23 protein-coding genes and 1 pseudogene are annotated in these 24585 nt (G+C 73.8%); 6 read left to right on the forward strand and 18 right to left on the reverse strand.

Going from position 1 to position 24585, the window contains the following annotated elements:
- Positions 1 to 34: 34 nt before the first annotated feature.
- Positions 35 to 2140 (forward strand): tetratricopeptide repeat protein, encoded by a 2106-nt coding sequence (locus tag FHS87_RS14225; protein WP_184519546.1) that lies wholly within the window; start codon positions 35 to 37, stop codon positions 2138 to 2140.
- Between the two features lie 6 nt (positions 2141 to 2146).
- On the opposite strand, the gene FHS87_RS14230 is transcribed toward FHS87_RS14225, so the two are convergent.
- Entirely contained in the window at positions 2147 to 3577 is a 1431-nt protein-coding gene (locus tag FHS87_RS14230; RefSeq protein WP_184519549.1) for an MFS transporter, read from the reverse strand.
- A gap of 63 nt (positions 3578 to 3640) precedes the next feature.
- On the reverse strand, positions 3641 to 4849 hold the full coding sequence (locus tag FHS87_RS14235; protein WP_246418403.1) for a phosphoserine transaminase: 1209 nt from the start codon (positions 4847 to 4849) through the stop codon (positions 3641 to 3643).
- A gap of 163 nt (positions 4850 to 5012) precedes the next feature.
- Between FHS87_RS14235 and FHS87_RS14240 the strand changes: the two genes are divergently transcribed.
- On the forward strand, positions 5013 to 6047 hold the full coding sequence (locus tag FHS87_RS14240) for an AI-2E family transporter (protein ID WP_184519552.1): 1035 nt from the start codon (positions 5013 to 5015) through the stop codon (positions 6045 to 6047).
- Between the two features lie 108 nt (positions 6048 to 6155).
- On the opposite strand, the gene thiD is transcribed toward FHS87_RS14240, so the two are convergent.
- The 13 genes and pseudogenes from thiD to ruvB form a co-directional block, all read right to left on the reverse strand.
- Entirely contained in the window at positions 6156 to 6965 is an 810-nt protein-coding gene (gene thiD / locus FHS87_RS14245; RefSeq protein WP_184519555.1) for a bifunctional hydroxymethylpyrimidine kinase/phosphomethylpyrimidine kinase, read from the reverse strand.
- On the reverse strand, positions 6962 to 8341 hold the full coding sequence (gene glmM / locus FHS87_RS14250; RefSeq protein WP_184519558.1) for a phosphoglucosamine mutase: 1380 nt from the start codon (positions 8339 to 8341) through the stop codon (positions 6962 to 6964). The genes thiD and glmM overlap by 4 nt, the downstream gene beginning before the upstream one ends.
- A gap of 71 nt (positions 8342 to 8412) precedes the next feature.
- Positions 8413 to 9477: a dihydropteroate synthase gene (gene folP / locus FHS87_RS14255; protein WP_184519561.1), complete on the reverse strand. Its 1065-nt coding sequence runs from the start codon at positions 9475 to 9477 to the stop codon at positions 8413 to 8415.
- 104 nt (positions 9478 to 9581) lie between these two features.
- A complete protein-coding gene (gene ftsH, locus FHS87_RS14260; protein ID WP_312861999.1) occupies positions 9582 to 11507 on the reverse strand; it encodes an ATP-dependent zinc metalloprotease FtsH in 1926 nt (641 codons plus the stop codon).
- A gap of 90 nt (positions 11508 to 11597) precedes the next feature.
- Entirely contained in the window at positions 11598 to 12746 is a 1149-nt protein-coding gene (tilS, locus tag FHS87_RS14265; RefSeq protein ID WP_184519567.1) for a tRNA lysidine(34) synthetase TilS, read from the reverse strand.
- Between the two features lie 50 nt (positions 12747 to 12796).
- Entirely contained in the window at positions 12797 to 13702 is a 906-nt protein-coding gene (locus FHS87_RS14270) for a tol-pal system YbgF family protein (RefSeq protein ID WP_184519570.1), read from the reverse strand.
- 171 nt (positions 13703 to 13873) lie between these two features.
- Positions 13874 to 14380 carry a peptidoglycan-associated lipoprotein Pal gene (gene pal, locus FHS87_RS14275; protein WP_184519573.1) on the reverse strand — a complete coding sequence of 169 codons (507 nt, stop codon included), beginning with the start codon at positions 14378 to 14380 and terminating at the stop codon, positions 13874 to 13876.
- 37 nt (positions 14381 to 14417) lie between these two features.
- A complete protein-coding gene (tolB, locus tag FHS87_RS14280) occupies positions 14418 to 15767 on the reverse strand; it encodes a Tol-Pal system beta propeller repeat protein TolB (protein ID WP_246418404.1) in 1350 nt (449 codons plus the stop codon).
- Positions 15768 to 15885: 118 nt separating this feature from the next.
- Complete coding sequence (locus FHS87_RS14285) at positions 15886 to 17388, reverse strand: hypothetical protein (RefSeq protein ID WP_184519576.1); 1503 nt, start codon at positions 17386 to 17388, stop codon at positions 15886 to 15888.
- Between the two features lie 135 nt (positions 17389 to 17523).
- Positions 17524 to 17910, reverse strand: a pseudogene (gene tolR, locus FHS87_RS14290) (protein TolR); the annotation flags it as partial.
- Between the two features lie 55 nt (positions 17911 to 17965).
- Positions 17966 to 18712: a protein TolQ gene (gene tolQ, locus FHS87_RS14295; RefSeq protein WP_184519578.1), complete on the reverse strand. Its 747-nt coding sequence runs from the start codon at positions 18710 to 18712 to the stop codon at positions 17966 to 17968.
- 69 nt (positions 18713 to 18781) lie between these two features.
- A complete protein-coding gene (locus tag FHS87_RS14300; protein WP_184519581.1) occupies positions 18782 to 19219 on the reverse strand; it encodes a YbgC/FadM family acyl-CoA thioesterase in 438 nt (145 codons plus the stop codon).
- A gap of 57 nt (positions 19220 to 19276) precedes the next feature.
- Positions 19277 to 20329 carry a Holliday junction branch migration DNA helicase RuvB gene (ruvB, locus tag FHS87_RS14305; protein ID WP_184519584.1) on the reverse strand — a complete coding sequence of 351 codons (1053 nt, stop codon included), beginning with the start codon at positions 20327 to 20329 and terminating at the stop codon, positions 19277 to 19279.
- Between the two features lie 171 nt (positions 20330 to 20500).
- On the opposite strand from ruvB, the gene FHS87_RS14310 reads away from it, so the two are divergent.
- Positions 20501 to 20746 (forward strand): hypothetical protein, encoded by a 246-nt coding sequence (locus tag FHS87_RS14310; RefSeq protein WP_184519587.1) that lies wholly within the window; start codon positions 20501 to 20503, stop codon positions 20744 to 20746.
- Between the two features lie 12 nt (positions 20747 to 20758).
- On the opposite strand, the gene ruvA is transcribed toward FHS87_RS14310, so the two are convergent.
- The 3 genes from ruvA to FHS87_RS14325 are packed head-to-tail and all read right to left on the reverse strand — an operon-like array spanning position 20759 to position 22676.
- Positions 20759 to 21367, reverse strand: a complete 609-nt coding sequence (ruvA, locus tag FHS87_RS14315) for a Holliday junction branch migration protein RuvA (RefSeq protein ID WP_184519590.1) — start codon at positions 21365 to 21367, stop codon at positions 20759 to 20761.
- On the reverse strand, positions 21364 to 21885 hold the full coding sequence (ruvC, locus tag FHS87_RS14320) for a crossover junction endodeoxyribonuclease RuvC (RefSeq protein WP_184519738.1): 522 nt from the start codon (positions 21883 to 21885) through the stop codon (positions 21364 to 21366). The genes ruvA and ruvC overlap by 4 nt, the downstream gene beginning before the upstream one ends.
- Before the next feature lie 41 nt (positions 21886 to 21926).
- Positions 21927 to 22676 (reverse strand): YebC/PmpR family DNA-binding transcriptional regulator, encoded by a 750-nt coding sequence (locus tag FHS87_RS14325; RefSeq protein ID WP_184519593.1) that lies wholly within the window; start codon positions 22674 to 22676, stop codon positions 21927 to 21929.
- Positions 22677 to 22885: 209 nt separating this feature from the next.
- Here FHS87_RS14325 and FHS87_RS14330 point away from each other — a divergent pair, with 209 nt between their 5' ends.
- The 3 genes from FHS87_RS14330 (at position 22886) to FHS87_RS14340 (ending at position 24573) form a co-directional block, all read left to right on the forward strand.
- Positions 22886 to 23515, forward strand: coding sequence for an MSMEG_1061 family FMN-dependent PPOX-type flavoprotein (locus tag FHS87_RS14330; protein WP_184519596.1), 630 nt, complete (start codon positions 22886 to 22888; stop codon positions 23513 to 23515).
- Between the two features lies 1 nt (position 23516).
- Complete coding sequence (gene arfB / locus FHS87_RS14335) at positions 23517 to 23945, forward strand: alternative ribosome rescue aminoacyl-tRNA hydrolase ArfB (RefSeq protein WP_184519599.1); 429 nt, start codon at positions 23517 to 23519, stop codon at positions 23943 to 23945.
- Between the two features lie 64 nt (positions 23946 to 24009).
- Complete coding sequence (locus FHS87_RS14340) at positions 24010 to 24573, forward strand: DUF4337 domain-containing protein (RefSeq protein ID WP_184519602.1); 564 nt, start codon at positions 24010 to 24012, stop codon at positions 24571 to 24573.
- Positions 24574 to 24585 lie beyond the last annotated feature (12 nt).

The raw sequence follows: 24585 nt of genomic DNA on the forward strand, positions 1-24585 counted from the left end.
CATCCCCTCCTGCCAGAACGGCCGGAGGGATTCCTTGCACGCCCCGACCATCGAGAGAGGCCCCGCTTTCTCCACCGGCCTCGACAGGGAAGCCGCCGTGGCCCAGGCCCTCGCCCTGCACCGGGCCGGAGACCTGCGGGCGGCGGAGCCGATCTACCGCGCCGTCCTGGAGGAGGAGCCCCGGCACTTTCAGGCCCTGCACCTTCTCGGCCTGCTGCGGGCCATGGCGGGGGACCCCGTCGGCGCCGCCTCGCTGCTGCACCGCGCGATCGCGGTGGACCCGAGCCACGGCTTCGTTCACAGCAACCTCGGCAACGCGCTGGTGGAGATCGACCAGGCACAGGCGGGGCTCGAGGCCTTCGACCGCGCCGTCGCCCTCCAGCCCGCACTGATCGAGGCCTGGGTGGGGCGCGGCAACGCCCTGCACGCCCTCGGCCGCTCCGCCGAGGCCCTGGACGCCTTCGACTCCGCCGAAGCCCTCGGGGCCGACATGCCGGAGCTGCACAACAACCGCGGCAACGCGCTCCGCTCCCTGAGTCGCCCCGCGGAGGCCCTGCTGGCCTATGACGCCGCCATCGCGCGGAACCCGGTCTATGCCGCCGCCCATGCCAACCGCGCGACCGCCCTGGCCGACCTGCACCGGGACACCGAGGCGCTGGTCAGCGTCGGCATCTCGCTCGCCCTCCGTCCGAACGACCCGAACGCGCTGAACACCCAGGGTGTCATCCTCCGCGGGCTGCGGCGCCCGGAGGAGGCGCTGGAGACGCTCGATTTCGCCATCTCCCTCGCCCCGGATCTGTCCGACCTCCACAGCAGCCGGACGGCCGTCCTCTGCGACCTCGGCCGGCACGAGGAGGCGCTGCTCAGCGCCGAGACCGCCCTCGCCCTCTCGGACAGCGCGAACGCGCACCGCAACCGCGCCGCGACCCTGACCCTTCTCGGCCGCCATGCCGATGCCGAGGAGGCCGACCGCCTCGCGCTCCGCACCAACCCTTCCTGCGGGGAGGCGTGGAACGGGCGCGGCAACGCCCTCACCGAGTTGGGCCGCTTCGAGGAGGCGATGGAGTGCTTCGCCCGGGCCAGTGCACTGCATCCGGGCAACCGGAGCATCATCTACAACCGGGGCAACACGCTGCGCGGCATGGGCCGTCACCGCGAGGCCGTCGCCTCTTTCGACGAGGCGATCGCCCTCGACCCGGACTTCGCCGAGGCCCATTGGAACCGCGCCCTGAGCGTGCTCGCCCTCGGCGAGTTGGAGGAGGGCTTCGCCGCCTATGAGTGGCGCTGGCGGCGCAAGGGCTTCCCGCCCAACCCCCATGCCGCGAGCCCTCTCTGGCAGGGCGAGCCGATGGAGGGGCGGACGCTCTTCCTGCATGCCGAGCAAGGGCTCGGCGACACGATCCAGATGGTCCGCTACCTCCCCCTGGCCGCCGCGAGCGGGGCAAGGGTGGTGCTGCAGGTCCAGCGCCCGCTCGTCCCGCTGCTCGAGGGCGTGCCGGGCGTGGCGGCACTGATCACGCCGGCCGACCCCGTGCCGCCGCACGACGCCCAGTGCCCGCTTCTCAGCCTGCCCCATGTCCTGGCCACCCGGGCGGACACGGTGCCCGCCCCGATCCCCTTCCCCGCCGTCGATCCCGCCCGGATCGAGGCCTGGCAGCGCGATCTTCCCCGCACGGGGCTGCGCCTCGGCCTCGCCTGCTCCGGCAACCCCGCCCATCGCGGGGACCGGCACCGCTCCATCCCCCTGGCGCTCTTCGCGCCCCTTCTCGGCCCTGGCGTGGAGGGCTTCATCGTGCAGACCGAGATCCGCGAGAGCGACGAGGCTTTCCTCACCGCGACCCCGAACCTCACCGACCTGCGCCCGCGCCTGACGAGCTTCACCGAGACCGCCGCCGCGCTGCACGCCATGGACGTGGTGGTCTGCGTCGACACGAGCGTGGCGCATCTCACGGGAAGCCTCGGCAGGCCCGCCCACCTGCTCCTGCCCTCCCTGCCGGATTGGCGCTGGATGCTGGAGCGGGAGGACACGCCCTGGTACCCCTCCATGCGCCTGCACCGCCGCGCGAGGGGCGAGGACTGGGAGGCCGTGATCGCCCGCGTCGCCGCCGCCCTCGCCGCGGGGGAGAGGATGGCGGCCTAAGGGGGGCTAGTCCGCCGCTTGGGAGAGCGGGCGGGCAACGCTCTCCAGCGACTTGCCCTCCGCCGCGAAACCGAGCTTCCATTCCGTCCCCGCCGCCACGAGCATCAGCGCGGCGCCGAGCAGGTAGCCCCACATGATGTCGGTCCGCTGCCCGCCCTCGATGAGCGCGCCGAACAGGGCGGGCCCGACCACGCCGCCGACGAGCGTGCCGAAGGCGTAGAACAGGGCGATGCCCATGGCCCGCATCTCAAGCGGAAAGCTCTCCCCCACCGTCAGATAGGCGGCAGAGGCGGCGGCGGAGGCGAAGAAGAAGATCACCGTCCAGGCGGCGGTCTGCTCCCAGGCCGAGAGCCAGCCCTGGGCGAAGGCGAAGCCGGTGAAGGCCATCAGCACCCCGGCCAGGCCGTAGGTGGCCGTGATCATGATCCGCCGCCCGATCGTGTCGAAGAAGTGCCCGAGGATCAGCGGCCCGGCGAGGTTGCCGAGCGCGAAGGGCAGCATGAACCAGCCGATATGGGCGGAGGGAATGCCGTAGAAGCGCGTCAGCACCAGGGCGTAGGTGAAGAACACCGCATTGTAGCAGAAGGCCTGGCAGGCCATGAGCACGATGCCCAGCAGGGCGCGGTCGAGATAGGTGCGGAAAAGGGTGCGCGCTACCTCGCCCAGGGTGGTGTGGCTGCGCGGGTCGATCCGGATCGGCTCGCCCACGACGGGAGGCAGCGGACCTTTCTCCCGGGCGACCCAGACCTCGATGTCGCCCACGATCCGCTCCGCCTCCTCGCGCCGGCCATGGGTCATCAGCCAGCGCGGGCTCTCCGGGATCCACTTCCGCAGGAACAGCACGGAGATCGAGAGCGCGCCGCCCACGCCGAAGGCGAGCCGCCAGCCCAACTCGGGGTCGATCACCGCGGGATCGAGCAGCAGGAGGGAGGACGCCGCGCCGATCGCCGCTCCGCCCCAGAAGGTGCCGTTCACGGCCAAGTCCGTGGTGCCTCGCCGGCGGGCCGGGATCAGCTCCTGGATTGCGGAGTTCACGGCGGAGTACTCGCCCCCGATCCCGGCCCCGGTGAAGAAGCGGAAGATGGCGAAGGACCAGAAATCCCAGGAGAACCCGGTGGCGATCGTCGCCAGGAGGTAGACGAGCACCGTGAGGGTGAAGAGCTTCTTCCGCCCCAGCCGGTCCGTCAGCCAGCCGAAAAACAGCGCTCCGAAGACCGCGCCGAGGAGGTAGGCCGAGGCGGTCAGCCCCACCTCCGTCTCGCTGAGCCGCAGCCGCGGGCTCTCCTTGATGGCGCCCGCCAGCGAGCCGACGAGCGTCACCTCCAGCCCGTCGAGCACCCAGGTCACGCCAAGGGCGATGACGACGAGCCAGTGGAAGCGGGACCAGGGGAGCCGGTCCAGCCGGTGCGGCAGGTCGGTGGTGAAGGCCTTGGACAAGTTCTCGCTCCCCGTCGTTCCCGGGTGGGGAACCCTGCTAGGGGCGGAAGGTTCCAGGCGTGATCAGCCGGCCGAACCCGCCTCCTCCCGCGCCAGCTCCACGGCCAGCTCGGCGAAGGCCCAGTCCAGCCAGGGCAGCAGCGCCTCGATGTCCGAGGTCTCCACCGTCGCCCCGCCCCAGATCCGGAGGCCGGGCGGCGCGTCGCGGTAGGAGGCGATGTCGAGCGCCACCCCCTCCTCCTCTAGGATCGCGGCCAGCCGCTTGGCCGCGCGGGCCTGGCCGGCCGCGTCCATCGCCTTGAACCAGGGGACGGTGATCGTCAGGCAGATGGAGGTGCAGGAGCGCGTCGCCTCCTCCACGGCCAGGAAGTCGGCCCAGCCGCTATGGGCGACCCAGCCCGCCACCGCCGCCAGATTCGCCTCCGACCGCGCGATCAGCGCGTCCAGCCCGCCGATCGATTCCGCCCAGCGGAGACCATCCAGCGCGTCCTCCACGCAGAGCATGGAGGGCGTGTTGATCGTGTCGCCCTGGAAGATGCCCTCGATGAGCTTCCCGCCCTTGGTCAGCCGGAAGATCTTCGGCAGGGGTCGGCCGGGGTTGGTGGCTTCCAGCCGCGCCACCGCGCGGGGCGAGAGGGCCAGCATCCCGTGCGCCGCCTCGCCCCCCAGCACCTTCTGCCAGGACCAGGTGACGACATCGAGCTTCTCCCAGGGAAGCCGCATGGCGAAGGCGGCCGAGGTCGCGTCGCAGATGGCCAACCCCTCGCGCTCGTCGCTGATGAAGTCTGCATCCGCCAGCCGCACGCCCGAGGTCGTGCCGTTCCAGACGAAGACCGCGTCGCGGGCGGGGTCCACGGGATCGAGGGCCGGGAGCCGCCCGTAGGCCGCCTCCCGGATGCGCGCATCGCCCAGCCTCAGCTGCTGCACGATGTCCGTCGCCCACTCCTTCGAGAAGCTCTCCCAGACCAGCACGTCCACGCCCCTGGTACCGAGGACGGACCAGAGGATCATCTCCACCGCGCCGGTGTCGGAGGCCGGGACGACGCCGAGCCGCCAGTCCGCCGGCATGCCCAGCAGGGCCTTCGAGCGCTCGATCACCTCCGCGATGCGCGCCTTCGGCTCCGCGGCCCGGTGGCTGCGGCCGAGCATCGCGCCCTCCAGCGCCGCCAGGGACCAGCCCGGGCGCTTGGCGCAGGGGCCGGAGGAGAAGCAGGGATTGCGGGGGCGCTCCTCCGGCCTCGCCGCGCCCATCTCGCCGCTCGCTGCCGCCATGAGAACCTCTCCCGCTCCGGTGTCCCCGCGGGCTACCGCCCGACGCCCCCGCGGGCTACCGCCCGGTGGCCCCGCGGGCTAGCCCCCGCCCGCCGTTCCGGTCAAGCGAAGGGCGCGCGCGAGGGGCGCGCAACCCCGCCCCTCCCCCCTCGTTGCCGCCCCGATGCGCCATGACTCCGCCACCCTGATCATTCTTCTCGCCGTCGTGGCGCTCATCGCCTGGTTCGCCCCGGACGTGGTCCTCATCGTCTTCGCCGGCTGCCTCCTCGCGGTGGCGCTGCGCGCGCCGGGCGTGCCGCTGGCCCGGCGCCTGGGCATCGCCGAGCACTGGGGGGTGATGATCGTCGCGCTGGTCGCGCTGGTCGCCCTCGGCCTGCTCGTCTGGTTCGGCTTCGCCACCCTCGCCGACCAGGCGCGGGAGTTCTCCCGGGCCGTCCCGCGCGTGCTGGAGCGGGCCGGAACCCTGCTGGAGGGGCTGCCCGGCGGCGACTGGCTGAAGGGGCAGGCCCAGCCCGAGGCGGTGCAGCCCTCCGCCCGGGCGGCGGCGAACTTCGCGCTGGCCGGGGTGAGCGGCACGCTCGGCGCGCTGGGCAATGCGCTGCTCGTCCTCCTGCTCGGCCTCTATATCGGCGCGGACCCCACCCTCTACCGGCGCGGTGCGCTCGCCCTGCTCTCCCCCGGCCTGCGCCCGCGCGGGGAGGCGACGCTGAACGCCATGGCGCACTCGCTGCGCGGCTGGCTGCTCGGGCAGATGTTCGGCATGGCCTTCACGGGGGTCTTCACCTTCCTCGGCCTCTGGGCGCTCGGCGTGCCGCTGGCGGCGCTGCTCGCCATCCTGACGGCGATCTTCGGCTTCATGCCCTATATCGGGCCGGTGATCGGCGCGGTGCCGGCCGTGCTCATCGCCGCCTCGCACGACACCTCGCTCGTGCCCTGGGTGATCGCGCTTTTCTTCGCGTCCCAGAACATCGAGGGCAATTTCCTCACGCCCATGGTGCAGAAGCAGTCGTCCGACGTGCCGCCGGCCCTGCTGCTCGGGGCGCAGGCGCTGTTCGGCACGGGACTCGGCTTCCTCGGCATCCTGTTGGCCGCCCCGATCGCGGCGGCGGGGATGGCGGCGCTCCGCGTCTCCTATGTCGAGGGCTGGGTCGAGGACCCCGCCGACACCGATGAGAAGCGGATCATCCGCCCGGCCTGAGGCTCCTAGAGCGGTTTCCGTTCGCCCTGGCTCACTTCAACCGCTCGGGCATGTTGTTCGAAGAGCCGATTCACCCGTCCCGGTGATTCCACCGGAACGGGATCGGCTCTAGCCCAGCGCCGCGAGCCGCGCGGGATCGACCGTCACGGCATGGTCCAGCGGCCCGTGGCCGTGCCCGTAGCCCGGGGCGGAGCGAATCGCCGCCTCCACATAGGCCCGCGCGCGCACCACCGAATCCCTGAGCCCCAGGCCCTGGGCCAGGCCGGCCGCGATGGCGGAGGCGAGGGTGCAGCCCGTGCCATGGGTATGGGGAGTGTCGATGCGCGGGCTCTCGAACACCTCCAGCCCGTCCTCGGTCGCCAGCACGTCCCGCACCACGGGGCCATCGAGATGCCCGCCCTTCAGCAGCACGGCGGGCACGCCGAGCGTCATCAGCACCTCCGCCGCGTGCTCCATCGTCTCGGCATCGGGGATGGACATGCCGGACAGCACCTCCGCCTCCGGAAGGTTCGGGGTGAGAATCGTGGCCAGCGGCATGAGGCGGCGCTTCAGCGTCTCCACCGCGCCGGGCTCGAGCAGGCGGGCCCCGCCCTTGGCCACCATCACGGGATCGGCGACCAGCTTCACCCCGCAGCCGGCCAGCGCGTCGCAGACGGCGTCGATCGTCGCGGCATCGGCCAGCATGCCGGTCTTGATGCAGTCCGCCCCGATATCCTCCAAGGACATGCGGATCTGGAGCTGCAGGAAATCGAGCGGCACGGGGTGGACGGCGCGCACGCCGCGCGTGTCCTGCGCGGTCAGCGCCGTCACGGCGGTCGCGGCATAGGCGCCGAGGGCCGTCACCGCCTTGATGTCGGCCTGGATGCCCGCCCCACCCCCCGAATCGGAGCCGGCGACGATCAGCACGCGCCCCTTCATTCGGCGGCGGCCCGGGCCGGGGCGGCAGAGGCCGTGCGGATCACCTCGGCCAGCCGGGCGGTGAGCTGATCCACCATCTCCTCCTCCTCGGCCTCGACCATCACGCGGATCAGGGGCTCCGTCCCGCTCGGGCGGATCAGCACGCGGCCGCGGGGGCCGAGCTCGGCCTCGGCCGCGGCGATTGCCTCCGCCACCCGCTCGTCGGCCAGCGGCGAGCCGCCGGAATGGCGGACATTGACCAGCTTCTGCGGCAGGGGCCGGAAGCGGCGCAGCACCTCGCTCGCCGGGCGCCGCTCCTCGACCAGGACCGAGAGCACCTGGAGCGCGGCCACCAGCCCGTCCCCGGTGGTGCCGTGGTCCGAGAGGATGACGTGGCCCGACTGCTCGCCCCCCAGGTTGCAGCCCTTCTCGCGCATCGCCTCTCCCACGTAGCGGTCCCCCACCTTCGTCCGGATGAGGGTAAGGCCCTTCTCCTGAAGAAAGCGTTCCAGCCCGAGATTGGACATGACGGTGGCCACCACCGCCCCGCCGCGCAGCCGCCCCTCGGCGGCCCAGGAGGCGGCGATGAGGGCGAGGATCTGGTCGCCGTCCACAACGGCGCCGGTCTCGTCCACCAGCACCACGCGGTCGGCATCCCCGTCCAGCGCGATGCCCAGATCGGCGCGGCGCTCCCGCACCAGCGCGGCCAGGGCGCCGGGCGCGGTGCTGCCGCAGCCCGCATTGATGTTGAAGCCATCGGGCGCGACGCCGACGGAGACCACCTCGGCGCCGAGCTCCCAGAGCACGGTGGGGGCCACCTTGTAGCCGGCGCCATGGGCGCAATCGACGACGATCCGCAGCCCTTCCAGGCTTCGCCCGCGCGGGAAGCTCGCCTTCACCGCCTCGATGTAGCGGCCGGGCGCGTCCTCCAGCCGGGAGGCCCGGCCGAGGCGGCGCGGCGCGGCGAGGGCGGCGGTGAGATCGCCGCCCATCATCGCCTCGATCTCCTCCTCCTGCGCGTCGGAGAGCTTCAGCCCATCCGGCCCGAAGAGCTTGATGCCGTTGTCCTCGAAGGGGTTGTGCGAGGCGCTGACCATCACCCCGAGATCGGCCCGCAGGCTGCGCGTCAGCAGCGCGATGGCCGGCGTCGGCAGCGGGCCGACGAGCACCACGTCCATGCCCGCGCCCACGAAGCCCGCCGTCAGCGCGGGCTCCAGCATGTAGCCGGAGAGGCGGGTGTCCTTGCCGATCACTACGCGGTGCCGGTGCCCGCCGCGGTTGAAGAAGCGGCCCGCCGCCTGGCCCAGGCGCAGCGCCGTCGCCGCATCCATCGGCGCGCGATTGGCCACGCCCCGGATACCGTCCGTGCCGAAAAGGCGCCTCTTGCCGTCGCTCATGCCCGCCCTCCCCAGCGTTCGTCTCTCTGTAGCGCCTCCCCGCCGCCAGGGGCAGGGAGGCGCCGGTTTCCTCAGGCCTCGACGGGAACCTGCGGTGCCCCGGCCACGCTCGCCCGCCAGAGGCGCAAGGCCGCCACCGTCTCGGCGACGTCGTGGACCCGCAGCATCGAGGCCCCGCGCGAGGCGGCGGCGATCGCGACCCCCACGCTGCCCGCCATGCGGTCCCGCGGGGCGGCGGCGCCGGAAAGGGTGCCGATGAAGCGCTTGCGAGACGCCCCCACCAGCACCGGGCAGCCGAGGCCGAGCAGGATGGGCAGCCGGTCCAGCAGCTCGAGGTTGTGGTCCATCGTCTTGCCGAAGCCGATCCCGGGATCCACCGCAATGCGGTGGCGCGGGATGCCGGCCGCCTCGCAGGCGGCAATGCGAGCGGCGAGGAAGCGCGTCACCTCCAGCGCCACGTCCTCGTAGCGGGCGCGGTCCTGCATGGTCGCGGGGTCGGTGCCGGGCATGTGCATCAGCACCACGGAGCAGCCGGCCTCCGCCACCACGCCCAGGGCCCCGGGATCGTGGCGGAGGGCGGTCACGTCGTTCACCACCTCCGCCCCGGCGTCCAGCGCGGCGCGCATGGTGGCGGCGTGGCGGGTGTCCACGCTCACCGGCGCGTTCTTCGCGATCTCCCTGATGACGGGGAGGACGCGGGCGATCTCGGTCTCCGCATCCACGGGCGGGGCGCCGGGGCGGGTGCTCTCCCCGCCCACGTCGATCATGTCGGCGCCCGCCTCCAGCATGGCGTCCGCCGCCATCAGCGCGGCGCGGGGGTCGAGGTGGCGGCCACCATCGGAGAAGCTGTCGGGCGTCACGTTCAGCACGCCCATGACCAGCGGGCGGCCGAGGCTCGCGGCGTCGGGCAGGCCGGCGAAGGGCAGGGGCGTGCGGGTGAGCGCCAGGACCTCCTCCTGCCAGCCCTCGGGCGTCTCGACCGCCGGCATCAGCCCCGCGATCGCCCCGTCCTCGATCAGCCGGACGAGGGTGAAGGCGGCAGCGCCTCCCTCCAGCGGCAGGGCGGCACCGGCGGCCACGGCGGCGAAGGCCGCGCGCCCGTGCAGCAGCCCTATCGGTTCGACCCAGCGCGGCATCCTGCCTGCCCCCATGACCCGGAAACGGGAACGGGGGCCGCAAGGGCCCCCGTTCCTATTCAACCGTCTCGGCGCGCCCCGCGCCAGGGGGCGGGGCCGGATTATCAGGCTCCCGAGGGGGCCGGATGCATCCCGCCCGTGTCGGGCCGCGGATTGGGCCGGCCCGAGCTGGGGACGCTGCCCCGGCCCTGGTTCACCGGCTCGTCCGGCCGGTCCCGCACCACGGGCCCGCCCCGCAGCACCTGCCGGATCTCGTCGCCCGAGAGGGTCTCGTATTCCAGCAGTCCCTTGGCCAGGAGGTGCAGGTCCTCGATCCGGTCCGTCAGCGTCTTCTTCGCCCGCTGGTAGGCGGCATCGATGATCGAGCGGATCTCGCCGTCGATCGCCTGGGCCGTCGCCTCCGACAGGTTCTTCGACTGCGTCACCGAGTGGCCGAGGAAGACCTCCTGGTCGTTCGAGCCGTAGGCGACCATGCCGATCTTGTCCGACATGCCCCACTCCGTGACCATCCGGCGGGCGAGGTCGGTCGCCATCTTGATGTCGCCCGAGGCGCCGTTGGAGACCTTGTCCGGGCCGAAGATGATCTCCTCCGCGACGCGACCGCCCATGGCCATGGCCAGCTCGGCCTTCATCTTGGACTTGTGCTTGGAGTAGCGGTCGCCCTCCGGCAGGCTCATCACCAGGCCCAGCGCGCGGCCTCGCGGGATGATGGTGGCCTTGTGGACGGGGTCGCACTCCTCCTCGCTCATCGCCATCAGGGCGTGGCCGGCCTCGTGATAGGCGGTCATGCGCTTCTCGGCCTCGCTCATCACGAGGGAGCGGCGCTCGGCGCCCATCAGAACCTTGTCCTTCGCCGCCTCGAACTCGTGCATGCCAACGGTGCGGCGGCCGGTGCGGGCGGCCAGCAGCGCCGCCTCGTTCACGAGGTTGGCGAGGTCGGCGCCCGAGAAGCCCGGGGTGCCGCGCGCGATGACCTTCGGATCAACGTCGGAGGCCAGCGGCACCTTCCGCATGTGGACGCGCAGGATCTTCTCCCGCCCGTTCACGTCGGGGTTCGGCACCACCACCTGGCGGTCGAAGCGGCCGGGGCGCAGCAGCGCGGGGTCGAGCACGTCCGGGCGGTTGGTCGCGGCGATGAGGATCACGCCCTCGTTCGACTCGAAGCCGTCCATCTCGACGAGCATCTGGTTCAGCGTCTGCTCGCGCTCGTCATTGCCGCCGCCGAGCCCGGCGCCACGGTGGCGGCCCACCGCGTCGATCTCGTCGATGAAGATGATGCAAGGGGCGTTCTTCTTGCCCTGCTCGAACATGTCGCGCACGCGGCTGGCGCCGACGCCGACGAACATCTCCACGAAGTCGGAGCCGGAGATGGTGAAGAAGGGCACGTTCGCCTCGCCCGCGACGGAGCGCGCGAGAAGCGTCTTGCCGGTGCCCGGGGGGCCGACGAGCAGCACGCCCTTGGGGATCTTGCCGCCGAGGCGCTGGTACTTCTGGGGGTCGCGGAGGAACTCCACGATCTCCTCCAGCTCGCCCTTCGCCTCCTCGATGCCGGCCACGTCCTCGAAGGTGACGCGGCCCTGCTTCTCCGTCAGCAGCTTCGCCTTGGACTTGCCGAAGCCCATGGCGCGGCCCCCGCCGCCCTGCATCTGGCGCATGAAGAAGACCCAGACGCCGATCAGCAGCAGCATGGGGAACCAGGAGATGAGGATCTGGAAGAGCGGGTTCACGTCGCTCTCCTCGGGCCGCGCGACGACGCGCACGCCCTTCTCCGTCAGCCGCTGGACGAGCTGCGGGTCCTCGGGCGTGTAGGTGCTGAAGGTCCGCCCGTCCTGGAGCTGGCCGGAGACGATCCGCCCCTGGATGGTCGCGTCACGCACGTGACCTTGCTGGACTTCGTTCAGGAAGTCCGAATAGGCAACCTGCATGCCCCGGCTGGACTGGCTGCCTGAGGGCTGGAACAGGTTGAACAGCGCCACGAGCAGCAGGGCGACGATCACCCAGAGCGCGAGGTTGCGGCCGAAATTGTTCACTTGACGGTCCCGATCCTTGGCCGGACCTGCCGGCTCAGGAACAAGATAGGGAGCCCCGGCGCATCTTGGAACCACCGGATGACGTGGCATTCACGCGAGCGGCCCGGAAATCGGGCTGAATTCGACCGCCCATCCCCCTTCCCGCCCCGGTGCGGCAATGATTTCGCCGGCCGCGTTCCGCAGGACGGGAAGGCCGGCGGCCACCAGGGAGGGCAGGCCCTCGATCCGCGGCCCCGCGCCCCGCGCCCCGACCATGGTCCCGCCGGGGGCGGAGAGCACCCGCCAGCGCCCGTCCCACATCACCCCCGCCCTCGCCGGCACGGGCAGCGCGCAGCGCGCGGGCTCGCGCAGGACCAGGCCGCCGCGCCAGAGCGCCCCGCCGAGGCTCCCCCCGCCCCGGGCCAGCAGGGCCGAGACGGCGGCGCGCGCCGGCGGGTGCACCCCGCCGCCGAGCGCGCGGATCAGGGCGGAGAGCGCGGCCTCCGCCACCGCGTCCCGCCCGAGCGCGGCACGGTCCAGCCGCGCCCAGCCCTCCTCCCGGAACTCGGCGGCCCCGGCCAGCCGTTCCGCCATGGCCGCCCGCATCCGCGCCCGCCGGGCCGCGAAGCCCTCCCCCGCGGCCGCGAGGGCGGCGATGCCCGGCCCTTCCCCCCCGGGGTCGCCCAGCGCCAGCCGAAGCCGCGCCCGGGCGAAGCGGGGGTCGTCGTTGGACGGGTCGCGCAGGGGATCGAGGCGGCGGGCGGCGAGGAAGGCCTCGATCCGGCCGGGCGCCACGCCGAGCAAGGGGCGCAGCACCAGGGCCTCCACCGCCGGGCGCGCGGGCGCCATGCCGGCCAGCCCCGCTTCGCCCGAGCCGCGCAGCGCCCGGAAGGCCACTGTCTCCGCCTGGTCCGCCCGGTGATGGCCGAGAAGAAGCCAGGGCGCGCCCTCGGCCCCGGCCGCCGCTAGCAGGGCCGCGAGCCGCGCCTCGCGCGCCCGCTCGTGCAGGCCGGGGCCCGGAGACAGTTCGAGGGGGAGCAGCCGTACCGCGATGCCCAGCCCGCCCAGTTGCGCCAGGACAGCGCGCGCCTCGGCAGCACTCCCCGGCCGCAGCCCGTGATCGGCCACGAGGGCGAGCACCCGCCCGCCCCGCACCGCCACCCATTCGGAAGCCAGGATCGCCAGGGCCAGGCTGTGCGGCCCGCCGGAGACGCCCACCGCCAGCAGCGGCGCCGGGCCGAAGGGCCCCAGCCGCTCCATCGCGACCGCAAAGTCGCCCGCCGGCTCCGCGCCGCCGGGCGATCCGCCCGTCAGCGGCAGCCCGCGCGCTGCCGCGCCTGCCCCGCGCGCTCCGCCACCGCGCCGGAGAGGCGGGGGAACTGGCTGCGGAGGTCGTCCAGCGTCTGGCAGGCCTCGCGCTTGGCGTTGAAGCCGTTGAAGGCGTTGGCCAGGCCGATCATCGCCTCGGGCGCGCGGCCGGAGGTGCGGTTGCGGCGATAGGCGTCGTCATAGGCCAGGGCGGCGTTCTGGAAGTCGCGCCGGCCCAGCAGCGAATCGCCGAGCAGGATGCCCGCATCCTGCGCGCGCGGGCTGTTGCGCGCGCCCAGAACCTCCCGCGCCGCCGCCTCGGAGGCGGCGTAGTCGCGGCGGGCGAGCGCGGCCTGCCCCTCGCGCAGCGCCAGCTCGGGCGTGCGCGGCGCGGGCGCGGCGGGCTGGCCGGCGGGGGGTGCGGGCTGGTTGGGCGGGGCGGGCGAGGCGGCCTGCGGGGCTACCGCGCCTCCCTGCCCGCCCGCGGCTCGCCCCGCCGGGGGAGACGTCCCGGCCGCGGCGCCGCCGCGGCTCTCCAGCGCGTTGAAGCGGTACTCGATGTCGCCCTGCAGCTTCTCGACCTGCTGCTGCAGGGTGCGGTTGGCGTATTCCGCCTGCTCGGCGCGGCCGCGCTGGCGGCGCACCTCCTCCTCCAGCGTCCCGACGCGCTCGAGAAGCTGCCCGACCAGCTCGCCCCCGCCTGCCGGCGGGCCACCGCGGCCCGGCGCCGGCAATTGCGGCGCCACGGCCGCACCGCTGCGGCGCAGGATATCCATCTCCTGACGGAGCTGGAGGATCTGGTTCTGGAGGTAGATGCCCTCCCGGCTCTCCGCCTGCGCCAACGCCCCGCCCGAGGGCAGCAGCGCGGAAAGCGCCGCCCCGGCCATCAGCGCGGCACCCAGGCGCATTCCCCGCCAGGATCCGGTTCGCAGCATCGATCACCCCCGATCTGAAAACCCGGCCCGGCAAGGCGCCGCGCGGGGCCGTCCGTGCCGCCCCTCGCGGGCGGCGGTGCCCGGCGCGGGAGGAACCGCGCCGGGGTCATGCCCGGCCGAGCCCGTGGGCGCGGCCGGCGCCGCTCAGCGGACCGTGGTCACCGCGCGGCGGTTCTGCGCCCAGGAGGCGTCGTCCGAACCGAGGGCCGCCGGGCGGTCCTTGCCGTAGGAGATCGTCTGGATGCGCTGGCCGGACACGCCGCCCGCCACCAGCAGGTCGCGCGCGGAGTTGGCGCGGCGCTGGCCGAGGGCGAGGTTGTACTCGCGCGTGCCGCGCTCGTCGGCATGGCCTTCCATGTAGACCGTCACCTGCGGGTAGCGGGCAAGCCAGGCGGCCTGCCGCTCCAGCGTCGTGCGGCCGTCGCCGCGGACCTGGCTGCTGTCCGTGTCGAAGAAGACGCGGTCGCCGACATTGGCGACGAGGTCCTCCTGGCTGCCCGGCCGGGCGGCGCCCATGCCCGCGCCGCCGAGCCCGCCCACGCCGCCCGAGCCGCCCGCGCCGGTGGCCGCGCCGCTGTTCGCCGCATCGTCGGACGAGCAGGCGGCGAGCAGGGCGATGGCCCCCAGCGCACCGAGGATCTTCACGTTCATCAGTCAGGACTCCTTAGGGAATGTTTCGTTGGGCGGATCAGGCGAGAAGCGGCGACCAGGACGGATCGGTTGCATCCGTCGGCGTCACGATCTGTCTCTCATTAAACCCGGCGATGTCGATCTGCGAGAGGCGGGCGGAATAGCCCTCGCCCCGCGAGCCGCGCGCCTGCGTCTCGCGGTAGAAGGCGAGCACGCGGCCGTTGGGCGCGAAGGTCGGCCCCTCCATGCCCCAGCCCTCGGAAAGGATCCGCTCGCCCGAGCCATCCGGCCGCATCACGCCGATGCCGAACTGCCCGCCGGAGATGCGGGTGAAGGCGATGAGGTCGCCGCGCGGAGACCAGACGGGGGTGGCGTAGCGCCCGCGCCCGAAGGAGATGCGCCGGGCCCCGCCGCCGCCCGCGGACATGACGTAGAGCTGTTGGTCCCCGCCGCGGTCGGAGTTGAAGACGATCTGCGAGCCATCAGGGGAGTAGCAGGGCGACACGTCCAGCCCGCCGCCCGAAGTGAGCTGGCGCTGGCTGCGCGAGCCGACATCGACGGCGAAGATATTCGCGTCCCCGCCCGTGGCATAGGCGAGCACCACGGTGCGCCCGTCCGGCGAGAAGCGCGGCGAGAGCGTCATGCCCGGGAACTGGCCCAGCACCTCCGAGCGGCCGCTGTTCAGGTCGAACAGGTACACGCGCGGCTGGTTCTGGAAGTAGGACATGAAGACGATCTGCTGCGCGTTCGGGTGGAAGCGCGGCGAGAGCACCTGGAAGGAGCCGTCGGTCAGGAAGCGGTTGTTCTCGCCGTCCTGGTCCATGATCGCCAGCCGCCGCACGCGCCGGTCCCGCGGTCCGCTCTCGGCGACGTAGACGATGCGCGTGTCGAAATAGCCCTTCTCGCCCAGCAGGCGCTCGTAGATCACGTCGGAGATGAGGTGGGCGATGCGGCGCCACTGGGCGGCCGGGGCGGTGAAGGCGGTGCCCTGGATCTGCTGCTCCGGCAGCACGTCCCACAGGCGGAACTCCACGCGCAGCCGCCCGCCCTGGTCCTCCACCCGGCCGGTGACGAGGGCGTTGGCGCCGATCACGCGCCAGTCCTGGAAGCGCGGGGTCGCGGCGGCTGCCTCGGCGCTCTGGATGAAGGCGGCGTTGTCCACGGGGCGGAACAGGCCGGAATTGCGGAGATTCGCTTGGATCACCCGCGCGATGTCGGCCCCGCGCCCGCCGCCGCCGGCCAGGGCCGGCACCGCGATCGGAATCGGATCGGTCCGCGCGCGGGTTATGTCGATCACGGCCCCCTGGCCCGAGCCCTGCGCGCGGGCGGCGGCCGGCACCGTCAGCAGCGCGGCGCCACCCAGGATCAGGCCGCGCCGGCCCGTCTCAAGCCCATCTGGCGTCATCATGGATGCGAAACCTCGGGAATGCGGATGGGGGAAAGAGCCGAAGCCGCGCCGGCGCGCAAGCCGGGGGCGGGCGTGATGCCCTGCCCCCGCCGGGAGTTGATCCGGGGCGCCAGGGGATTCACCGGGTCAGCCCGCGCGGGTTGAAGCGGAAGGTCGCGCTGTTGATCGCGGCCAGCTTGTCCCGCGGGAAGGGCAGCGGCGAGCACTTCGGGTCCATCAGCGCGCGGCGGGCGGCCTCGAACACGGCGCGGGCGCGGGGCTCGCTCGGGATGCTGCCGGCCGGGCGCACCACGCGCACCACGCCGTTCGCATCCGCCTCCACCTTCAGCTCCACCACGATGCTGGAGATGTCCGGCGCGCCGGCATCCACCGACCAGCACTCGCTGATCTTGTCGGCCACGCCCCGGATCTCGCCGGAGGTGAGCGCGGCCGCGCCGGTCGGCGCGCCGCCGCCCGCGGCGGGGGCGGAAGCGGCGCTGCCGGAGCCAGAGCTGCCCGCCGCCGGGTTGGCGCGCGAGGCCGGCGCCTGGTTGCGCGCCGCCGCGGCGCGCAGCCGCTCCAGCGTGTTCTGCACGGAGTTGCTGTTCTCGGCGGGGTTCTGCACGGGCGGCGACTGCCCCGTGCCCGGCCGGTTGTTGCTCTCCCGCGCGGGCGGCACGGGGGGCTGGTTCGGCACGGGGTTCGGGCGCGCCGGCGCGGGCGGGGCTGCCGGGGCGGCGGCCTGCTGCTGCGGTGGGGCCGGGCGCGCCGGGGCGGGCGTGGGCGGCGCCGGCGGGGCGGGAGTGGCCGGCGCCGGCGGGGCGGGAGTGGGCGGCGCGGGCGCCGGCGGGGCAGGGGTGGCCGGCGCGGGCGCCGGGCGCTGGGGTGCGGGCGGGCTCGGCGGCGCCGGAGCCGGGCGCTGGGGCGCGGGTGGGGCGGGCGGCGTCGGCGCGGGGGCCGGGCGCTGCGGCGCGGGCGGGGTGGGCGGCGTCGGCGCGGGAGCCGGGCGCTGCGGCGTGGGCGGGGTCGGTGCCGGCGGCTGCACCCCCTCGGGCGCCGCGGGCGCGGGCGGCGGCGGGAGCGGCAGGGACGGCGCGGGCGGTGCCGGCGCGGCGGGGGCGGGCGCCTGGGCCTGCTGCTGCGGCGGGGACGGCGCGGGCACGGGCGGGGCCGGGCGCGGCGGCGACGGGGCCGGCGGCGCGGGGCTGGGCGCCGGCGGGATTGGCGCGGGCGGGATGGGGGCGGGCGGAATCGGCGCGGGCGGCACCTGGGCCGGCGGCGTGGGAACCGGGGGAGAGGGCATGGGCGCCGCGGCCGGGTTGGGCGGCGGGGGCGGCGGCAGCGGCGTGGGCGGCTCGTTGCGCGCCGGCTCGGGCGGCTGCGGCGCGGCGTTGGGGGCGGGCGGGGTCGGCGTCGGCGCGGGGGGCGCGGGCAGCGGCAGCGGTTCGGGCGCCTGGGCGAGCTGGGGCGGCTCGGGCGTCACGATCTCGACGGGGACGGCGGTCTCCACGGGTTCGGGAATATCCCGCCCGGGCATCTCGATGAGCATCATCAGCCCCACCAGCGCGTGCAGCACCAGGGAGGCGATGATCCAGGGGCGGAGCCGGTGGCCGCCCCCCATTGTGCCGATGGCCTCGGACATGGATTTCGACCGCGTTCCTTACCGCGCGGGCGCGCCGGGACGCGACGGCTGGGCCGTGCCGCGCGCGCCGCCACCGGCCGGGCCCTGGGCCGGCGCCTGCGGAGCGGCGGCCGGGGCGGCGCCGCGGGCGGGCTGTCCCGCCGGCTGCTCGGCCAAAAGCGCGACGCGCGAGAAGCCGGCGGAGGAGACGATGCCCATCACCTCCATGATCCGGCCATAGGCGATGTTGCGGTCCCCGCGCACGAAGATGCGGCGCTCCGGCTGCCCCTGGGGCTGGTTCTGCATGATGGCACGCAGCTGCGGCACGAGGCCGTCCGCCTGCACCTCCGTCTCCTGCAGGAAGATCCGCCCCTCCGGGTTGATCGTGACGGTCAGCGGCTCCTGCTCCTGGTTGAGCGCGGCGGCCTGGGTCTTGGGCAGGTCCACGGGCACGCCCACCGTCATCAGCGGGGCGGCGACCATGAAGATGATGAGCAGCACGAGCATCACGTCCACCAGCGGCGTGACGTTGATCTCGGCCATCGGGCGGCGGCGCCCGCCGCGCCGCCCGCCCGTGTTCAGGGAAACGGCCACGGCGTCAGACCTGGGCCGGCTGGCGGGGCCGTGGCACCGCCGCCTCGTCCGATTGGCGGGAGAGGATGGCGCCGAACTCGGAGGCGAAGCCCTCCAGCCGCCCGGCGAAGCGCGAGAGGTCCGTGTTGATCTTGTTGTAGGCGAGCACGGCCGGAATAGCGGCCACGAGGCCGATCGCGGTCGCGAACAGCGCCTCGGCGATGCCGGGGGCGACGACGGCGAGGTTCGTGTTGTTCATCCCCGCGATGGCGGAGAAGGAGTTCATGATGCCCCAGACCGTGCCGAACAACCCGATGAAGGGGCCGACCGAGCCGACGGAGGCGAGGAAGGTCATCCACTTCTCCAGCCCGTCCATCTCGCGGGAGACAGCGACGTTCATCGCGCGCTCCGACCGCTCCTTCATGCCGGTCAGCGCGAGTGCCCCGGTCAGACCGAGATCGGCGGCGCGCTTCCACTCCCGCATCCCCGCGCCGAAGACGGCCGCCATGGGATGGGAGGGGCGCTCGCCATCGCTGCGGTAGAGGTCCTCCAGGTTGCCGCCGGACCAGAACTTGTCCTCGAAGGCGTCCGCCGCGCGGTTCACCCGGCGCATCGTGTTCCACTTCTCGAAGACGATGGCCCAGACCCAGATGCTGGCCAGCAGCAGGCCGATCATCACCGCCTTCACCACCCAGTCCGCCTGGAGGAACAGCCCCCAGAGCGAGAGGTCGTGCCCGGCCGCGGCCAGGTTCTGCGCAGTCACACCACCCACGGGCGGTCTCCTTCAATCCCCTGCCCCATCCCGGGGCAATCCCCCGCGCCCCGCACCGGGCGCATCCCCTCAGGCCCTTCCGGGCGAAACCTTCTCGAGCGCCGGATCGGGGCGAAGGGCACTGCGCCAGGGCTCGGGCAGGGGCACGGGCCGCAGCGTCTCCTGAGAGACGCAGACCAGACCCACCTTCAGCCGCGCGAGCACCCCGCCATCCCCCGACACCACGTCCTGCGCCACCTCGACCGAGGCCGCCCCCGCCTTCAGCACCCGCGTCTCGACCACCAGCGCGTCGTCCAGCCGGGCCGGGCGCAGATACGCCACTTCGATGCGACGCACCACAAGCAACGAACGGTGACGTTCCATCAGAAGATGATGGGGCAAGTCAATGTCCCGTAACGATTCAGTCCGCGCCCTCTCCGCCCAGCGGAGATAGTTGGCGTGATAGGCCACCCCGCCCGCGTCGGTGTCCTCGAAATAGACGCGGATGGGATAGCGGTGGACGGCCATGGCGGAGGCGCCTAGCGCCGATCGGGCGCGGCTGCCAGAGGGGAATCCGTATCGGGATCAGGCGCCGGAATCGTCCAGCAGGTCGCCCAGCATGTCCCCCTGGGAAACCACGGCGCTGCGCGGCGGGGTCATGCCCAGGTGCTTCCAGCCGGGCAGGCCGAGCACGCGCCCGCGCTGGGTGCGGAGGATCAGCCCCTCCTGGATGAGGAAGGGCTCGATCACCTCCTCCAGCGTGTCCCGGCTCTCGGCGAGCGCGGCGGCCAGCGTTTCCACGCCCACGGGGCCGCCGCCGTGGTGATCGGCCAGGCGGCGGAGGTAGCGGCGGTCCATCGCGTCGAGCCCGAGGCGGTCCACCTCCAGCCGGCCAAGTGCGGAATCGGCCAGCGCCCGGTCCGCGTCCCGCCCGGCCACGGCGGCGAAGTCCCTGACGCGCCGCAGCAGGCGCCCGGCGATGCGCGGCGTGCCGCGGCTGCGCGTCGCGATCTCCCGCGCGCCGTCGGGGGTGAGCACGAAGCCGAGCTTTTGTGCCCCGCGCGCCACAATCCGCTCCAACTCCTCCGGCGAGTAAAATTGCAGCCGGAGCGGGATGCCGAAGCGGTCCCTCAGCGGCGTGGCGAGCAGCCCCGCCCGCGTCGTGGCGCCAACCAGGGTGAAGGGCGGCAGGTCGATCCGCACGGTCCGCGCCGCCGGCCCCTCCCCGATGATGAGGTCGAGCTGGAAGTCCTCCATCGCGGGATAGAGCGTCTCCTCGATCGCCGGCTGGAGGCGGTGGATCTCGTCCACGAAGAGCACGTCCCGCGGCTGCAGGTTCGTCAGGATCGCGGCAAGGTCGCCCGCGCGCTGCAGCACCGGGCCGGAGGTGGCGCGGAACCCGACCCCGAGCTCGCGGGCCACGATCTGGGCGAGGGTCGTCTTGCCCAGGCCCGGCGGGCCGAAGAGCAGCACGTGGTCGAGCGCGTCGCCGCGCCCCCGGGCGGCCTGGACGAAGACGGAGAGGTTCTCCCGCAGGGCCGGCTGGCCGGTGAAGTCCGCCAGCGTCTGGGGGCGCAGCGTGGCCTCCGCCGCGTCCTCCTCCTGCCGGTTGCCGGCGGTGATGCGATCACTACTCATCGGCGGAACATAGCGTGACCGCGGCCCGCTGTCGCGACCTCACGGTTTCGTGAGCGCCGTCAATCCTTCGTTCAGGAATCCCCCGCATCCTGCGCCGGCCGCCCCGGGCAAAGGCCCGGCGGAGACGGAAAGGAGTTCCGCGCACCGGCAGCACCCCGACCAGAGGTCGCCATGCTCACCTCCCTCAGCGCCGCCGCACTGCTCCTGCTCCTGCTGCCGCTCGTCACCGCCATCCTGGCGGTCGGGTTCGGGATCTACCTCCTCCTCTTCGGGGAGGCGTTGACGCCCGAGCCCACCAGGCCGGGGGTCGCCCGGGCCACGCGCATCGCGCCGGTCCCGGAAGCGGCGCCCGCCACGGCCAGCTTCGGCCTGCACAGCCCCGCGAGAATCGAACGGCGCGAACCGGAACCCGCCTGAGCGGGCCGGGCCTCAGCGCGGGGCCATCTCCTTCAGGCTCTCGCGGATGAGCGTGTTGAGGTCCGCCCCCTCGCCCAGCCGATCCTGCACCCGCGCCACCACCGACGCCGCTTCGGGCCGGCGCCAGCCGAGGTTGAGCAGGGCGGAGACGGCGTCCGCCGCCGCCCCGCGCTCGGGAACCGGCGCGGCGGGCACGGCGAAGGCGGCGTCGCCGGTCGGCATCCCGCCCACCTTCTCCCGCAGCTCGCTCAAGAGGCGCACGGCCAGCTTCGGCCCGACGCCCGGCGCGCGGGTGAGGCTGCCCCGGTCCCCGGCGACGATCGCCGCCGCGAGGTCGCGCGGCGAGAGGGCGGAGAGAAGCCCCAGCGCCACCTTCGGCCCGACGCCCTGGATGCCCGTGAGCAGCCGGAACCAGTCCCGCTCCGCCGCATCGGCGAAGCCGTAGAGGGTGATTGCGTCCTCCCGCACCACCGTCTCGATCCAGAGCGTGCCCTTGGCATCCGCCGGCAGGGCCGCGACCGCGCGGGAGGAGGCGGCGATGAGGTAGCCCACCCCGTTCACGTCCAGGATGCAGCCGCCCTCGTGCACCGAATCGAGGCGGCCCGTCAGCTTGCCGATCATGCCGTCATGTAGCCGCGCGCGAGGGCGTTGCGGGTGGAGCGGTGATTCGCGTGGCAGATGGCGATCGCCAGCGCGTCCGCCGCGTCCGCCCGCTTGATCGCCGCGCCCGGCAGCAGGCGCCGCACCATGTCCTGCACCTGCACCTTGTCGGCATGGCCGGTGCCGACGACCGCGCGCTTGATCTCCATCGCCTGGTACTCGGCGACGATCACGCCGAGCATCGCGGGCGCGAGGAGCACCACCCCGCGCGCCTGGCCGAGCTTCAGCGCGGCGCCGGGGTTCTTGTTGACATAGGTGTGCTCCACCGCCGCCTCGTCCGGCCGGTGCTCCTCGATCAGGGCCGAGAGCGCGCGGTGGATGATGCAGAGCCGGTCCGCCAGCGGCAGGTCGGCCTTCGTGCTCACCACCCCGTCGCCGAGATGGCGGAGGCGGGAGCCGCTGCTCTCCACCAGCCCCCAGCCCGTGTGCTGGAGGCCGGGGTCGAGGCCGAGGATGCGGACGGTCCCGCCCGCGCGCAACGCCGTCGCGCCTGGCGGCGCGGCGGCGCCGGACTGGGTGCTCAAGCGGTCAGCCGGTCGAGGACGTCGTCCGGCACGTCGAAATTGGCGTAGACGTTCTGCACGTCGTCATGGTCGTCCAGCGCGTCCACGAGCTTCAGCACGCCGCGCGCGGCGTCCTCGTCCAGCGGCACGGTGGCGTTGGGGCGCCATTCCAGCTTCGCGCTCTCGGCCGGGCCGAGCTTGCCCTCCAGCGCGTCGCGCACGGCGAAGAGGTCCTCGATCGCGGTGCGGATGGCGTGCCCGTCCTCGTCGCTCTCCACGTCCTGGGCGCCCGCCTCGATGGCTGCCTCCAGCACCGTGTCGGCATCCCCGGCGGAGAGGGGGTAGCGCACCACGCCCTCGCGCTCGAACTGGAAGGCGACCGAGTTGCTCTCGCCCAGCGCGCCGCCATTCTTGGAGAACATGGAGCGGAGGTCGGAGGCCGTGCGGTTGCGGTTGTCCGTCAGCGCCTCGACGATGATGGCGACCCCGTTCGGGCCGTAGCCCTCGTAGCGGACCTCGTCGTAGTTCTCGGTATCGGCGCCCTGGGCCACGCGCTTGATCGCGCGCTCCACCGTGTCGCGCGGCATGTTGGCCACCAGCGCCGCCTTCACCGCCGCGCGCAGGCGGGGGTTGTGCGCGGGGTCGGGCAGGCCGGTCTTGGCGGAGACCGTCACCTCCCGGATGAGCTTGCCCCAGGCCTGGGCGCGCTTGGCGCTCTGCGCGGCCTTGCGGTGGGCGATGTTCTTGGCGTGCGAATGGCCGGCCATGTCGGCGTCCTGTTCCCTTTCTCGGCGACGGCGCGCCGGCCGGGAAGGCGGCCGCGCGCCGGCCCGCCGGGGCCCGGGCCCCGGAGCGGAGGGGCGGCCCGCGCGGCGGGGCTGGAAGCGCCGATCATAGGGGCAGCGCCCGCCCGGCGCCACCCGCGCCGCCAATTCGCGCCTGACTCCGGCCGCCCGGAGGGTCTAGGTTCGCCCGTATGGACGCCAACCCCTCCTCCGACCCCTTCGCCATCGCGAGCCCTGCGGCGCTGGCGACCATCTATCCCGCGCCGAAGCCGGTGGTCGCCACCAAGGCCACGGACCGGATCGGGGAGCGCAGCGCCGCCTTCATCGCCCGCTCGCCCTTCGCCGTGCTCAGCACGGTCGGCGAACGCGGGCCTCACGCCTCGCCGCGAGGGGACGCGCCCGGCTTCGTCCAGGTCCTGGACGAGAAGACCCTCGCCCTGCCCGACCGGCGCGGGAACAACCGGCTGGACGCGCTGCGGGACGTGCTGGACGACCCCCGCGTGGCCCTGCTCTTCCTCGTCCCCGGCATGGGGGAGACTCTGCGCGTCCACGGCACGGCGCGCATCACGACCGATCCTGCGCTCCGCGAGCGGATGGCGATGGGCCGCACCCTGCCCGCCACCGTGATGCTCGTCTCGGTCACGGAGGTGTTCATGCAGTGCCCCCGCGCGCTGCTGCGGGCAGGGCTCTGGTCCGGCCAGGGCAAGCCGGAGGGGGTGCCGACCGGGGGCGAGATGATCGACGAGCACACCGCCGGCCGCCTCTCCCGCGATTCCTACGACAACGAGATGGCGCCCTACTGCGCGGACAACCTGTACTAGCTTGGACCCGCTCCGCGTCACCCAGCGCCTGACGGTTCCAGCCGAGGCGCTGGAGGAGAGCTTCATCGCCGCCTCCGGCCCGGGTGGGCAGAACGTCAACAAGGTGGCCACCGCCGTGCAGCTCCGCCTGCACACCGCGCGCGTGCCCGGCCTGCCGGAGCGCGTGCTGGCCCGCCTGCGCGAGCTGGCGGGGCGGCGCATGACGGAGGAGGGCGTCCTCCTCCTGACCTCGCGGGAGCACCGCACGCAGGACCGCAACCGCGAGGCCGCCCGTGCCCGGCTGCTCGCCCTGCTGAAGGAGGCCGCGGCCCCTCCCCCGCCCGTCCGCCGCCCCACGCGCCCGACCAAGGGCAGCCAGGAACGCCGCCTTGCGGCCAAGGGCGTGCGCGCCGGCATCAAGCAGGGGCGCGGCCGCGTGCGGGAAGACTAGCCCCCTTCACAGGACCGGGAGCCGGTGGCATCTCCCCGCCCGCATTACAGGGGGTTCATGCACCATGGCCGGGCACGGTCACGTCGATCATTCCGGGGAGAACAAGCGGGTCGCGCTGCTGATCGCGGTGCTGGCCCTGCTGCTGGCCATCGCCGAGACGGGGGCGAAGAGCGCGCAGACGGAGGCGCTGTCCCGCAACGTCGAGGCCTCGAATCTCTGGGCCTTCTTCCAGGCCCGCACCATTCGCCAAACCACGGTCCGCACGGCCGCCGAGGCCGCCGCCCTCGCGCCGGAAGCGGAGGACGAGGCCCGCCGCGCCGCCACCTCCCGCCAGGTCGCCGCCTGGCGCGCGACCGCCGACCGCTGGGAGAGCGAGCCCTCCACCGGCGAGGGACGGCGGGAACTCGCCGAGCGCGCCAAGGCCGCCGAGCGCGTGCGCGACCGCTCCATGGCCGCCTACCACATGCACGAGTACGGCTCGGCCGCCTTCCAGGTGGCGATCGTCGTCGCCTCGGCCAGCATCGTGACCGGCGTGCCGCTGCTCGCCCTCGGCGGCGCGGTGCTGGGCGTTGTCGGCGCCGTGCTGAGCGGCCTCGGCTTCTTCGCGCCGGAGCTGATCCACTTCTGACCGGGGCGCAGA

The sequence above is a fragment of the Muricoccus pecuniae genome (genome assembly GCF_014199205.1).
Lineage (GTDB): Bacteria > Pseudomonadota > Alphaproteobacteria > Acetobacterales > Acetobacteraceae > Roseomonas > Roseomonas pecuniae.